Annotated in this window: 14 protein-coding genes; 7 read left to right on the forward strand and 7 right to left on the reverse strand. The window is 72.4% G+C overall.

Translation table 11 applies throughout. The features are described 5' to 3' along the window. Positions 1-111: 111 nt before the first annotated feature. Positions 112-1,089 carry a hypothetical protein gene (locus tag QLQ12_RS34270; protein WP_282764905.1) on the forward strand — a complete coding sequence of 326 codons (978 nt, stop codon included), beginning with the start codon at positions 112-114 and terminating at the stop codon, positions 1,087-1,089. Positions 1,090-1,157: 68 nt separating this feature from the next. Here QLQ12_RS34270 and QLQ12_RS34275 read toward each other — a convergent pair whose 3' ends face one another. After that, a complete protein-coding gene (locus QLQ12_RS34275) occupies positions 1,158-1,508 on the reverse strand; it encodes a DUF1330 domain-containing protein (protein WP_282764906.1) in 351 nt (116 codons plus the stop codon). Between the two features lie 314 nt (positions 1,509-1,822). Between QLQ12_RS34275 and QLQ12_RS34280 the strand changes: the two genes are divergently transcribed. Further along, entirely contained in the window at positions 1,823-2,185 is a 363-nt protein-coding gene (locus tag QLQ12_RS34280) for a hypothetical protein (protein WP_282764907.1), read from the forward strand. A gap of 108 nt (positions 2,186-2,293) precedes the next feature. Here QLQ12_RS34280 and QLQ12_RS34285 read toward each other — a convergent pair whose 3' ends face one another. The 3 genes from QLQ12_RS34285 to QLQ12_RS34295 all read right to left on the reverse strand — a co-directional run bounded on the left by QLQ12_RS34285 (position 2,294) and on the right by QLQ12_RS34295 (position 5,616). Continuing rightward, positions 2,294-3,433 carry an MFS transporter gene (locus tag QLQ12_RS34285; protein ID WP_282764908.1) on the reverse strand — a complete coding sequence of 380 codons (1,140 nt, stop codon included), beginning with the start codon at positions 3,431-3,433 and terminating at the stop codon, positions 2,294-2,296. A 131-nt stretch (positions 3,434-3,564) separates the two neighbouring features. Then, positions 3,565-4,488, reverse strand: coding sequence for a GNAT family N-acetyltransferase (locus tag QLQ12_RS34290; RefSeq protein ID WP_282764909.1), 924 nt, complete (start codon positions 4,486-4,488; stop codon positions 3,565-3,567). 210 nt (positions 4,489-4,698) lie between these two features. Beyond that, complete coding sequence (locus QLQ12_RS34295; RefSeq protein WP_282764910.1) at positions 4,699-5,616, reverse strand: manganese catalase family protein; 918 nt, start codon at positions 5,614-5,616, stop codon at positions 4,699-4,701. Positions 5,617-5,726: 110 nt separating this feature from the next. Here QLQ12_RS34295 and QLQ12_RS34300 point away from each other — a divergent pair, with 110 nt between their 5' ends. Beyond that, positions 5,727-6,968 carry an Nramp family divalent metal transporter gene (locus QLQ12_RS34300; RefSeq protein WP_282764911.1) on the forward strand — a complete coding sequence of 414 codons (1,242 nt, stop codon included), beginning with the start codon at positions 5,727-5,729 and terminating at the stop codon, positions 6,966-6,968. Between the two features lie 37 nt (positions 6,969-7,005). Here QLQ12_RS34300 and QLQ12_RS34305 read toward each other — a convergent pair whose 3' ends face one another. Further along, positions 7,006-7,632 (reverse strand): response regulator, encoded by a 627-nt coding sequence (locus QLQ12_RS34305; protein WP_282764912.1) that lies wholly within the window; start codon positions 7,630-7,632, stop codon positions 7,006-7,008. Between the two features lie 48 nt (positions 7,633-7,680). On the opposite strand from QLQ12_RS34305, the gene QLQ12_RS34310 reads away from it, so the two are divergent. Next, entirely contained in the window at positions 7,681-8,331 is a 651-nt protein-coding gene (locus QLQ12_RS34310) for a sensor histidine kinase (RefSeq protein ID WP_282764915.1), read from the forward strand. 215 nt (positions 8,332-8,546) lie between these two features. Here the strand turns inward: QLQ12_RS34310 and QLQ12_RS34315 are convergent, their stop codons facing one another. Continuing rightward, positions 8,547-9,752, reverse strand: coding sequence for a molybdopterin molybdotransferase MoeA (locus tag QLQ12_RS34315; protein WP_282764917.1), 1,206 nt, complete (start codon positions 9,750-9,752; stop codon positions 8,547-8,549). Positions 9,753-9,770: 18 nt separating this feature from the next. Continuing rightward, on the reverse strand, positions 9,771-10,580 hold the full coding sequence (locus QLQ12_RS34320; protein WP_282764918.1) for an NAD(P)H-binding protein: 810 nt from the start codon (positions 10,578-10,580) through the stop codon (positions 9,771-9,773). Between the two features lie 250 nt (positions 10,581-10,830). Between QLQ12_RS34320 and QLQ12_RS34325 the strand changes: the two genes are divergently transcribed. From QLQ12_RS34325 to QLQ12_RS34335, 3 genes are all read left to right on the forward strand, one after another. Further along, complete coding sequence (locus tag QLQ12_RS34325; protein WP_282764919.1) at positions 10,831-11,157, forward strand: hypothetical protein; 327 nt, start codon at positions 10,831-10,833, stop codon at positions 11,155-11,157. 72 nt (positions 11,158-11,229) lie between these two features. Then, on the forward strand, positions 11,230-11,613 hold the full coding sequence (locus tag QLQ12_RS34330) for a VOC family protein (protein WP_282764920.1): 384 nt from the start codon (positions 11,230-11,232) through the stop codon (positions 11,611-11,613). A 396-nt stretch (positions 11,614-12,009) separates the two neighbouring features. Next, positions 12,010-12,432 (forward strand): hypothetical protein, encoded by a 423-nt coding sequence (locus tag QLQ12_RS34335; protein WP_282764921.1) that lies wholly within the window; start codon positions 12,010-12,012, stop codon positions 12,430-12,432. Positions 12,433-12,439 lie beyond the last annotated feature (7 nt).

Genomic DNA, 12,439 nt, shown 5'->3' on the forward strand with positions numbered 1-12,439 from the left:
GCCGTCGCGGCGAGGCCGGCGGAGTGTGCGCGCTATGTGGCAGGCCGCGGCGCGAGAGGCCCGGACGGGACGGGCATCGAAATCCCGCATCGCTGTTTATGATCTTGCCTCATGTCCGAACGTAGTGCCGCCTCCCCCTCTGCCGTGCCGGGCGCCGACAGCGCAGATCCCTCCGGAACCGCGTCGGACAACAGTGACGACTCATCCTCGGCCCCGGCTGACCACGAGGCGTCCTCTTCGCCCGAGGGAGTGCCGGACGGCGGCGCGCCTGTGGTGGAGTCGCCGGACACCTGCGGGAACGCCCGCGATGTGGGCGCCGCCGCCTCCGTCGCAGGTGGAGAGACCGGCTCCGACGCGGCGGCGGAGCTATTAGTCGCGGACTCGGGCTCCACCGGTGTCGAACCCGGCGCTGTCCCCCCGGCGGACCCGGAGGCCGACTCCGCGGTGACGCGGGCGGCCGTCGCCGCAACGGTCGCCGCGGAGGCGGCCACATTCGCCGCGAGCGCCGCCGCGGCCGCCGCCGACGCCGCCGCCGAAGCAGCGGCCGCCTCGGCGGAGGCGGCTGAGGCCGCCGCGCTCGCAGCGGATCTCGCCGCCGCGGCGACCAGAGGCTCCGCGGCCGGGACCGGCGCCGCCGGTGAGCCCGAGGCCGGTGACGATGTCCCGGAGGACGATGGCAGCGAGGCCGCGACCCACAGTGACGTGCCGGGTGACGAGACGGTCGCCGAGGCCGAGCCGCGGGCCGGTGGGATCGCGGCGTGGGGAGCAGACCGGCGGCGGGATCTGCTGGCCTACATCGGCGTACCGCTGGTGACGCTGTTCGCCGCGCCGGCGCTGGTGCTGTTCTGGGGCATCGTGATCCTCGGCAGCAGCTCCGAGTCCCCGGCCATCTGCGACGGGGTCCGCGCCGTCAACGGCTGCGAGGAACTCACCTGGCGCGTCATCCGCGTGCACGTGCTCGGGTTCCTCGGCCTGTGGGCGCTGCTCTGGGCGTTGCCCTGGTGGCGCGGCCTGCGCCGGCCCCGCGTGCTGCTCGCTCTGGCGGCCGGCGTCGTGCTGTTCGCCGGCCTGCTGCGCCTGGCCGCCTGACCGGTGCGGCGAGCCCGGTCAGGCGCGGCAGCCCGCCCTGGTGAGGCCCGGCACGCCGGGGTGAGGGTTCAGGACTGCGCCGCGCGGGCCGCGCGCATCGCGGCGGCGGTCTGCCGGGCGTCGTAGCCGGGCGCCACGCCTTCGGCGACGACCACGTCGCCGGCGATGTGGGCGGTCCGCAGCGGCAGGATCTTCTGGTACGCCGGGGAGGCGTACCAGTCGCGGACCGATGCGACATCCGGGAAGGAGAGCATGACCAGCGCGCCCGGCCACTCTCCCTCCACGACCTCGACATCCGAGCCGTGTACGAGGAAGCGGCCACCGTACGGCTCCATGGTGTCCTGGATCAGCTCGATGTAGGTCAGCACGTCGTCGTGACTCGACAGGGTGCGCAGGTGGGCGACGGCGTAGGCGGTCATCGTGGTCCTCCTCGATGCGGTGATGTGCCTGATCGTGCCGCCCTCGCGCCGCGGCGACAATTACCTGCCAGGTAAGGGCCCGCAGACGGATGCGCATCGACGCGAGCGTCTGCGACGCCTTTGACGCAGATTTGGGGCCGGATGAGAACGCTGTGGCGCAAAGGATCCAAACGTGATCGTGGTGCCATTGGAAAACGTGGCGAATATGCTATGCCAAAGAAAATCGCATGGCATCATGTGCGGGTTGGCACTGAATTCTGGAGCGATTCGGACGAGGACTTGAGAAGATGCGATCGAGAATACCGATTCATGCCTTGGTAGCTGTCGTCGGCACTGCCGCGATGTCTGTGGCAAGCCAGGCTCCGGCGTCGGCCGATGCCGACTTCGGCTGCGATTACCCGAAGGTGTGCCTGTACTTCAACAGCGAGGACTGGGCCTTCCGGAAACCCACTGCGACCTACCAGAACATTATTTCCAACTGGCGGAAACTGGGCTCGGGTGGCAGGCACGCCTACGCGGTTTTCAATTCCCGGAACAACGACGTGGTGCAGTTGCTGCACACCGACGGAACAGAGGACTGTGTTGCGCCGAAAGGCACCTGGTTCCATAACCAGGGAGGCGCCTCAAAGGTGGTCGTCGGCGTGAAGATCCTGGATGATCCCATTTGTTTCGACTGATCGGGCGATGAGGACGAAGGAGCGGAGTCAGGCGGGCCCGTACCGCGATGTCGGCGCCCGGCAGGCGCGACATCCGCGGCCGGCCGGGTACCGCGTCGAAGGGTGAGCTCAGACGCTGCCATGCACCTTCGGCATGCTCCGGTGGCGCGAACCGAGGAGGAAGGCGACTCCGCCGGCCGCAGCCGCCACCGCGCAGAGCAGGAGCGCCGTTCGATAGCCGAAGCGCTCGACCGCCACACCGGACAGGACGCCGGAGACCAGCAGACCGGCCGTGCACGCGTTGGCGAACAGCGTGGTGGCGCGGCCGGTCGCCGGGGCGAGCAGATCCTGGAAGTAGCGCAGGCCGGCGGCCCCGACGATCGCGATCCCCGCGCCGCGGAGGGCCTGCCCGATCATCAGCATCAGCATGCCCGACGACACGACCGTCAGGGCGTAGTAGCAGACGAGCGAGCCGAAGCCGCCGACGATCAGGGCCCGCTGACGGACCCGGCCGGGCACGACGGCCAATCCCAGCGTGACCGCCACCTCGACGACGGCGCAGACGCTGACGAGCACGCCGACCGACGCGGGCGGCTGATGTAGCACCCGCGTGACGAACAACGGCAGCACCAGGCCGCCGGCGAGCATCGCGGCGAAGAACAGGGTGACGCTCATGATGAGCAGGACCGGCGCGTTGCCCGGCGTCGAGTCCGTCACCACGACGGACTCGGGTCGCGGCACGGCGAGAACGGTCAGCGCGGAAGCGAGGAACACCCCGGCGGCGGTCCAGATCAACCATGAATAGCCGCCCCGGGACAGCACCAGCGCGCCCAGCAACGGCCCGACGGCCCACGCCAGCGACCAGGCGGAGCGCAGCAGCGGCGCGGAACGCTGCCCGGCGGAGCCTTCGCCGAGCACGGAGCGGGCCAGGGCGAACAACTGCGGGAAGGCCGCCCCCATCGCCCCGAGCGCCGTCGCCGCCATCAGGAGCAGCAGCAGGAAGCTCGACACTCGGGGCAGCAGCACATAGCCCGCCGCGCCGAGGAGGATCACGGCGATCGCGTACGCCCGCGCGGGCCGGCGGTCGAACCGCCGCCCCAGCCACCAGCTGATCGTGATCCCGCTGACGGCGGACACCGACGCCCACACGCCGATCTGCAGCGGCGTCAGCCCGACCACATCGGCGCCGAAGAGGACGATGTAGGAGTGGATCATCGAGTCCGCGACGCCGAGCAGGAGGACCGCGGTGAACAGCGCGAGAAAGGGCACGTGATCTTCGTACCGGCCGGATCTCCGCGGCGACACCGATTAAATTCTGGCTGAGATCATCGCCGGGTCCCTCGATCAGGCGACGCCGGCGCATCGGGACGCGGGCGAGGCTGACGGGACAGCGGCCGCCGCTAGGGTGCGGTGAGCTGCACGCGGGTCTCCGTGTTGCGGTAACCGGCCGCCCGGAAGGCTGTGGCCATCGGGACGTTGGTGACGTCCGTCGTGGCGGTGATGCGCTCGGCGCCCCGGCCGGCGTGGCCGCGCGTGATCTCGTCGAGGATCTGCCGGACCAGGCCACGGCCGCGTTGTTCAGGCACCACGCCGAGGTACCCCACGTTCGGGTGGTAGGACGTCGCGGAGGGAACGGCCAGACCCGCCAGGGCGCCGTCAGAGGTGTGAGCGGTTCGCCACCACTCGCGCCGGCCCGGAGCGCGCAGATAGAACCCCATCTCCCTCCGGGCCGTCTCGTCCGGGCTCATCCGGGCTCTGTTCTTCCGGGTCTCGTCGTCGAGGCTGCCGTCACCGATGCGGCGGAAGACGTCCAGCATCGTCGCGTCGTCGGGTTCGGGGGAGAAGACCAGCCGCCCGTCCGGGTCGGCCACCCCGATGTCCGGCGTCCACTCGAACCGCAGGCGCCGCACCTCGTGGGTGAAACCGACCGCCGCGAGGGCGTCGCGACGCCAGGCCACCGCGGCACGTGCGGCCGGGTCGGAGTGCCAGTCGTTCGGCACGGTCATCACGAAGGCTTCGGGCACGGCGCCGCACCGCTGCCGAAAGCCGCGGTGCGCGGCGCTGAGCAGGTCGCCGGCCACGGCGGATCGATCGTGGACGGAGTCGTCCACCCACAGGCACTCCAGGACGAGCGGCCGGACGCCGTCCGCCCGGCCCCACCACACCGCCCGAGCCACCATCCGGCCGGCGTCCTCGGCGATCCACGTCCACTCGCGGCGGAACATGCCATTGTCTAGTTCTGTGCGGAACCGCTGCGCGTGGACGGTTCCGTCGATCGCCGCGGCCCGGTCGACGTCGTCGTCCCGCAGACTCCGGAACCTCATGCCGGGCCCCGGAGGCCGTTCGTGTGGTGCTCTCGACTCGTCACGACGGCCATTGTCCGAAGGCCAGGCGTCGGCGGCAAACGGATAACCGGGGATTGATCCCGGTCCGCTGGAGGTGCTCGATTCGAATCTGATCTTCCGGAGCCGGATCATCACCTACGCGGGTACGCGCGGAAGGGGACACCCCCTCCGCGCGTACCGCCCGGAGCGCTAGTCCAGCGCGCCCTTGATCTTGTTGACCACGTTGGCGACGCCCTGCCCGGTGGCGGCCGCCCCGGTTCCGGGCTTGCCCTTGCCCATCGCGCCGTTGTACGTGACGAACAGCTTCGGGTCCGGGGCCGGCCCCAGCGGTTTGTCGTCGGTGAGCGGCTGCGCGTCCGGCACGTACACGATCTCGTCCTTGCCGTTGAGCGCCGGCCCGCGCGCCCACCGGCCCTCGCCGGCCCGGCTGGCCGGGTCGAAGCTGTAGAAGGTGTGGTTGGCCTCCTGGTGCTCGAACTCCGCGTTAGAGTCCTCGATGCCGTTCTCGGTGAACCCGTCCTCGATCAACTGCTCGATGCCGAGCAGCCACTGCTGCTGGTGGTACGTGTCGCGGGCCAGGTTGAACTGCAGCATTTCCTTGACCCCGCGGTCGTCGGTCATGTTGTAGATCCGGCTGGTCATCAGCCGGCTCTGCGCCTCGGCGGCCACGTTGGACCGGAAGTCGGACAGCAGGTTGCCGCTGGCCACGATGTATCCGGCGTTCCACGGCACGCCGGCGGCGTCGCGGGGCAGCGCGCCGCCCCCGGTGACGATGGCGTGCTGGAAGTTCATGCCGCCCATCACCGCGCCGAGCAGGGGGTTCGCCGCCACGGCCTTGTTGGTCGCCTCGTTGGGGGCGGCTTCGAGCAGCCGGGCGAGCATGGTGGTGAGCATTTCGACGTGACCGATCTCCTCGGTCGCGATATCCATGATCATGTCCTTGTACTTGCCGGGCACGCGGCACGACCAGCCCTGCCACAGGTACTGCATCATCACGGTCATCTCACCGAACTGACCGCCCACGAGTTCCTGCATCTTGGCCGCGAGCACCGCGTCCGGCTTCTCCGGCTTCGCCTGGAACTGCAGGTAGTCGACGTGCTTGAACATCAGGTGCTCCTTCCGGTGTCTGCGTACGCGGACCCGGCTACCCGCCATGATGGCCTCGCCGGGTCCTTCGGGGCCCGGACGGGCCGACCGGTCCGGGCAAGCGGTCGCCCATGGTGGTACTCGACCTCGCGAAACCCCTGACACAACGGGCCGTCCGGGTGGCGCCCTGGTTCGGCCCCGCCTTCGTGGCCGCGATCGCCTACGCCGACCCGGGGAACTTCGCCACCAACTTCACCGCCGGAGCGACCTCCGGATACCTGCTGGTGTGGGTGATCGTCGCGGCGAACCTGATGGCGATGCTGATCCAGTCGCTGTCGGCGAAGGTGGGCCTGGTCACCGGCCGCGACCTGCCCGAGCTGTGCCGGGAGCACCTGCCCCGCCCGGTGGCCCGCGGCCTGTGGGTGCAGGCCGAGCTGGTGGCGATGGCGACCGACCTCGCCGAGATCGTCGGCGGCGCGCTCGCGCTCTACCTGCTGTTCGGGATGCCGCTGCCGCTCGGCGGGCTGATCACCTGCGTGGTGGCGTTCGCGCTGCTGGAACTGCACCGGCGCGGGGTCCGCCGGTTCGAGGCGGTGATCGGCGCGCTGCTCGGCGTCATCCTGCTCGGGTTCCTCTACACCGCCCTGCGCGCCGGCGCCGACGCGACCGCGTTCGCCGCCGGTCTCGTGCCGTCCTTCGCCGGCGCGGACACGGTGCTGCTGGCCACCGGCATCCTCGGCGCCACCGTGATGCCGCACGTCATCTACCTGCACTCGGCGCTGACCAAGTCGCGTGCCGTCGCCGCCGCCGCGCCCGGGCCCCGCCGGGAGGCGCTGCGCTGCCAGCGGGCCGACACCCTGATCGCGCTCGGTGCCGCCGGCCTGGTCAACCTGGCGATGCTGGTGATCGCGGCGCAACTGTTCTCCGGCTCCGCGATTCCCGGGACGGACACGCTGGAGGGCATCCACGCCGGGCTCGGCGCGGTGCTCGACGACAAGGCCGCGCTGGCGTTCGCCGTCGCGCTGCTCGCCTCCGGCCTGGCGTCGTCGGGGGTGGGCACCTACGCCGGCCAGGTGGTCATGCAGGGATTCATCAACCGCAGCATCCCCCTGCTGGTGCGACGGCTGGTCACGATGGCCCCGGCGATGGCCGTCCTGCTGCTCGGCATCGACCCGACCAGCGCCCTGGTCTGGTCCCAGGTGGTCCTGTCGTTCGGTGTGCCGTTCGCCCTGGTCCCGCTGATCTGGCTGACCCGGCGCCGGGACGTCCTCGGTGACCAGGTCAACCGTCCGAGCACGACGGCCGCCGCCTCGGCCGCCGCCCTACTGATCATCGGGCTGAACGTGTTCCTGCTGGTCAGAACACTGGGTTGAGGGGCCCGGAACGGGGAAACCGGGCCCGCATGCCGACCTACAGCAACCCGGCGCTGCCCGCCAGCGCCGCGGCCTCAGCACGGGAGGAGACCCGCAGTTTGCGCAGCAGGGTCGCGGTCATCCGTTTGACGGTCCGCTCGGACACGTGCATCCGTCCGGCCATCTCCACCGTCGACGCACCGGCGGAGATCCACCGCAGCAGTTCCCGCTCCCGCTCGCTGAGCGCCTCGGTGGCCGGGTGCGACGCCTGGCGCCGGTCCTGTTCGAACACCACCGCGAGCAGACTGTCTGGCATGACCGCCCACCCGTCGAGCGCGGCGAGCAGCGGCTGCAGCAGCGACGCCGGGTCGCTGCTCTTGGGCAGGAAGCCGGTGGCGCCGCCGCGCAGCGCCTCGATCGCGATGCCGGGATCGTCGTCACCGGACATGGCCAGCACCCGCGACCGCGGCGCCGCCTGCCGCACCGACCGGATGGCGCGGATCCCACCGGGCGGCGGCATGTGCAGATCCACCAGAACCACGTCCGGCACGGCGTGGCGGACCACGCTCGCCGCGTACGCCGCGTCCTTCGTCGTCGCCACCACGGTGGCCCGGCCACCGCTCACCTCCGGCAGCAGCAGTTCCAGTCCCCGTACGAAAAGATCATGGTCATCGACGACAGCCACCCGGATCCCGCTACGCATGGGGTGCGTGTGCCCGGTCCGGAGCGGAAAATGCGTCTGACCCGCCGGGCCGTCGCGCCCGAACCGGGTCTGCTGCTGGCACGCAGCGTCTGCCACGAACTGCGCCCGTCGATGTCGACGCTCGTCGCCCTGCTGCGGGCACTGGAGGACGCCCCCGCCGAACCCCGGCGGGCCCAGCTCGCGCGCCTCGCGGCCGAGCACGCGGCGTACGCCCAGGCGCTCCTCAGCGAGGCCGCGGCCACGGCGCGGGGACTCGCCGGCGAGACGGTCCCGCCCGTACCGCTGGGGGAGATCCTGCCGGCGGTCGCGAGCACGGCGCCACGCGGAACCCTGGCCGTCTCGGCCAGCCGGGCCGCGCTGAGCTGGCCGGTGCATCCCCGCGACACCCAGCAGATCCTGGTCAACCTGGTGACCAACGCGGTCCGCCACGCGCCCGGCCCGGTGCGGCTGTGCGCCGCGGTGCGGTCACGGCGTCTCCGGCTGGCCGTCTGCGACCAGGGCGGTCCCACCCCGGCCCTGGACACCGCCCTGCGGCGCCGCACCCCGCCGCACGACGACAACGGCCTCGGCCTGTGGGTGGTGCGCCAGCGGCTCGCCTCGCTCGGCGGAACGATCCGGGCGCGGCCACTCGCGCCGGCCGGCCTGGCGATGGAGGCCGTCCTGCCCCGGCACCGGCCGTGACCCGGGCGGGCCCGGATCGGCCCGGGCGGGCCGCCGCCGGAGGGCAAGCGCCGCACCATGAAGCCCGAATCGACTCCGCGGACCCTCATCCTCGCCGTCTGGCTGGCCGTGCTGCTCGCGCACGCCGAACGGGACCCGCGCACCGGTCTGCTGGCCGCCGCCATCGTGTCGCTGTGGGCGGCGCCGCTGGTCCGCGCCCGGCTCGTGGCGGCCCGTCACGGGACCGCGAGAACCGGTGCCGGCGCGCCGCTCACCCAATCCGGCGGCAGGACGGCCAGCGCACCGGCGGCCGCCGCCGCGTGCAGACCCACCGAGCCCGCCCCGGCGAGCACACCGTCCTGATCCACCGGCACGATCCGGACCCCACCCGGCATCAGCTTGACCCCGCCGGTCACCACCGCTGACGGCAGCGGCCGCGGCGGACGCCCGGCGAGGCCGGCCAGCAGCGGTTCGAGCAGGGTCAGCGCCGCGACCAGACCGGCGTACGGGTTGCCCGGCAGGCTGACCACGAACCGGCCGTCCGGCAGCACCGCCAGCGCCTGCGGATGACCCGGCCGGCATGCCACGCCCCGCACCAGCCATGTCGCGCCCGCATCACCGAGCAGCCCGTGCAGGTGATCGGCCGCCCCCGCCGACGACGACCCGCTGACCACGATCACGTCACCCGCGGCCGCCTCCAGCGCGGCCCGCAACGCCGCCGGATCGTCGGGCAGCCGCCGCCCGGACTCGACGACACCACCGGCGCGGGCGGTGACCGCGGTGACCAGCCCGGTGAACGTGTCGCGTACCTGACCCGGCCCGGGAACGCCCGAGGTGATCACCTCGTCGCCGGTGACCAGCAGTGTCACGGCCGGCTGCCGGTGCACGACGACGGTGAAGGCGCCCGCCTGCACCGCGGCCGCGGCCACGGTCGCCGTCACCGTCCGGCCCGCGGGCACGACCACCGCGCCGACGGCCAGATCGTCACCGGCCCGCCGGATGTGGTCACGCGGGCCGCGCACTCCCTCGACCCGGCCGTCGGAGACCCGGCAGTCCTCGTACGGCAGCACCGCCGACGCGCCGCCCGGCACCAGCGCCCCGGTCGCGATCTCCACGGCCGTGCCCGGCAGCACGGTCAGCCCGTCCGGCACGGCCCCGGCCAGGACCCGCCCACGGATCGTCCACGGGCCGTCCCCGGCGACCGCGAACCCGTCCATCGCCGCGTTGTCGAACGCCGGCACCGGCCGGGCACAGCACACCGGCGCGGCCAGCACCCGGCCCGTCGCCTCGGCGGCGGCAACCGCCTCGCCGGGCAGCGGCCCGGTGTCACGGGCGGCGGCGTAGGCCTCGGACCACGGCATCTGCACCCGGCGAGTAGACCTGCCCGGTGTGTCGCCGCCGTGCCCGGCCCGCTGCGGGACGACGTCCAAATCCTCACCCACCGCCCGCACCCGTTGTGATCAAGCCGTCCAGACCCCCCGCGCCGCGGCCGCCGCCACATAGTCGGTGAAGTCGCGGCCCGGCCGTCCGAGGACCTTCTCCACCACGCCGGTCGGCTCGGTGTCACCGCGAGCCGCCAGCGTCGCATAGTTCGCGGCCAGCATGTCGATCACCTCGCCGGGCAGGCCGTCGGAGGCCATCGTCTCGCGGAACGCGCCGGCCGTGCCGTCGAAACGCACTTCCCGGCCGGTCGCCCGGGAGATCTCCGCGACCGCCTCGCCGAACGACAACGCCCGCGGGCCGGTCAGCTCCAGCATCTGCCCCGACAGCCCGTCGCCGGTGAGCGCCGCCACCTCGACGGCGGCGATGTCGTCGGCGTCGATGAACCCCTGCCGGACGTCACCGACCGGCACACACAGCCGCCCGTCCAGGACCGGCTGCCGGAAGAAGGTCTCGAAATCCTGGTCGAACCAGTCGGGGCGCACGATCGTCCAGTCGAGTTCGCTCTCCCGTACCCATCGCTCGGTGTCTTGAAGGGCGGTGAGGCCCATCACCTCCAGACCGCGGTCGGAGTGCAGGACGACCCGCCGCACCCCGGCGCGCAGCGCCTCGGGAAGAAATGCCTCGGGCATGCCGGTCTGGTCCGGCAGCAGCACGAACATGGTGGTCACCCCGGCGAGCGCGGCCTCCCACGTGCCGGGGTCCGCCCAGTCGAACCGTTGCGGGGCGTGCCGTGAGGCCACCCGGATCTCCTGCCCGGCATCGCGCAACCGCGCCGCGACCCGGCTGCCGACCGTGCCGGTCCCACCCAGAACAAGAATCAGTCCCATGCCGCCACGCTAACCCGGCCGCGCGGAATGTTCCCGCCGAGGCCGCCTCCCTCAGCCGCGCACCTGCCGCCGGTGGTCGCGGTCGGCGGTCCGGTCACCCTTCTCCCACTTGGTCGCGGTACGGGCCACGCGCCCCCGGCCCAGGCAAGAGGACCGCCCGCCCGCGCTGCTGTTCGTCGGGTCGCCGCCCGGGCCGGTCTCTTGTGGAGTGAGTCTGGAGGCCGGGATCCGGTTACGCGATGATGTGAGGATGCCTCGTCACAACATCCTGTCCTACCGGTCGAGCGGCTCGATCCTGAGCATCTGCTCGAAGGACTCGATCCTGTCGGTGGGCTCGCTCGGCTCGATCCTGTCGGTCGGGTCGTACGGCTCGGTCCTGTCCGTCGTCTCCGCCGGATCCTTCGGATCCGTCCTGTCGGTCGGCTCCTTCGGGTCGTTCCTGGCTGTCGGGACGTTCGGGTCGGTGCTGGCGACCGGCTCCCTGCTGGTGGCCGGCGCCGTCGTCCTGGCCGTCACCGTCGCCATGGTCCTGATCGGGCGCGTCACCAGCACACTCACCGGCGCCGGCAGCCGCTGACCACGGCAGCGGCGACCGGGCCCGGGCCGCGGGTGACCGCCACACCGTGGCACGTCCGCATAGGATCGGCGGATGGCGGTGATCGCGCAGATCTCTCTCGGTGTGGCCGACTGCGAGCGGGCGGGCGCCTTCTGGCTGCAGGCTCTCGGTTATGTGCGGCGCCCACCACGCTGGGACGGTGACGACTGGATCGTGATCGAGCCTCCGCCCGGAGTCACCGGCGCCGCCATCGCGATGGACACCAGCGAGAGCCCCGCCGAGGACCATCCCCGGATCCATCTGGACCTTCAGGCGGGTGAGCGTGGCCTCGACGCGGAGGTGGAGCGGCTGCTCGCGCTCGGCGCCCAGCGGGTCGACTGGCCGCACTACCCGCAGCCGGGCGACCGGCATCCCGACGAGCCGCCGTTCGTGGTGCTCGCCGATCCCGAGGGCAACCGATTCTGCGTCAGCGAATGAGGCCACGAGCGGCCCGGCCGGACGCGGCGCCGCGGACCACCGGGGACCGCGTCGCTGATCGTCGTCGGGGTCCTCGGGAAGGCTGAGCCGGATCCGGGCCCGCAGCAGACGGGCGTAACCGCCGCGGTACGACGCCAGGGTGTCGGCGAGAACGTCGCGGACATCGGGATCCGGGTGCTCGGCCAGATAGGCGAGTTCCTCGGCGCCACCGCGGCGGCGCGACCCCAGTTCCCAGAGCTGCGCGATGATGTCGTCGGAGGTCTCGGCCGCGCGAAGGGCCGCCATCACCTGCGGTTGGGGGATCGGCGGGGCGTCCGAGGAGAACCGGCGGCGCACGCGGGCCGACCCCGCGATGCCGGGCACCAGGCATCCGGGGCACCCGCAGGGTCGCCGGCCGTGCGCGCCCGGCCGGTACCGCCAGCCGATGCCCTGCGGGACCGCGCGAATCCGCCGTACCTCGCCGGGGGTGATCGATCTTGGCACGAAGATCTGGAAGCCACGCGGATCGGCCGTCTCGCGGATGACGGCGGCGGCCCGGGCCGCCGTGACGCGGGCCGGCTCGCGGCCGTAGTGGCCGACGGTGACCGGCTCGTCGTCGGGGATCCGCAGGTCGGCGGCGACGAGCACGCCCGGTTTCCAGAGCCGGATCTCCCGCACCCACTGGTGGGTGAGCGTGAAGTCCGGGAGGACCGCCATCGCGTAGACGCCGCGTTCACCGCCCCAGCCATGACCGCGCGCGCCGATGCCGCCGCGTCGCAGCCGCGCGGCGTCGCGCTGCCGGGTGATGTGCACGAGGTTCGTCATCACCGGGCAGCGTAGAGGCCGA

Source organism: Actinoplanes sandaracinus, assembly GCF_030009775.1.
In the GTDB taxonomy this organism is placed as follows: Bacteria; Actinomycetota; Actinomycetes; order Mycobacteriales; family Micromonosporaceae; genus Actinoplanes; species Actinoplanes sandaracinus.

Coding starts and splice junctions, on each gene's coding strand:
- QLQ12_RS34310 (WP_282764915.1), top strand. CDS start 7,681: ATGCGTCTGACCCGCCGGGCCGTCGCGCCCGAACCGGGTCTGCTGCTG.
- QLQ12_RS34295 (WP_282764910.1), bottom strand. CDS start 5,616: ATGTTCAAGCACGTCGACTACCTGCAGTTCCAGGCGAAGCCGGAGAAG.
- QLQ12_RS34300 (WP_282764911.1), top strand. CDS start 5,727: ATGGTGGTACTCGACCTCGCGAAACCCCTGACACAACGGGCCGTCCGG.
- QLQ12_RS34320 (WP_282764918.1), bottom strand. CDS start 10,580: ATGGGACTGATTCTTGTTCTGGGTGGGACCGGCACGGTCGGCAGCCGG.
- QLQ12_RS34270 (WP_282764905.1), top strand. CDS start 112: ATGTCCGAACGTAGTGCCGCCTCCCCCTCTGCCGTGCCGGGCGCCGAC.
- QLQ12_RS34275 (WP_282764906.1), bottom strand. CDS start 1,508: ATGACCGCCTACGCCGTCGCCCACCTGCGCACCCTGTCGAGTCACGAC.
- QLQ12_RS34330 (WP_282764920.1), top strand. CDS start 11,230: ATGGCGGTGATCGCGCAGATCTCTCTCGGTGTGGCCGACTGCGAGCGG.
- QLQ12_RS34325 (WP_282764919.1), top strand. CDS start 10,831: ATGCCTCGTCACAACATCCTGTCCTACCGGTCGAGCGGCTCGATCCTG.
- QLQ12_RS34290 (WP_282764909.1), bottom strand. CDS start 4,488: ATGAGGTTCCGGAGTCTGCGGGACGACGACGTCGACCGGGCCGCGGCG.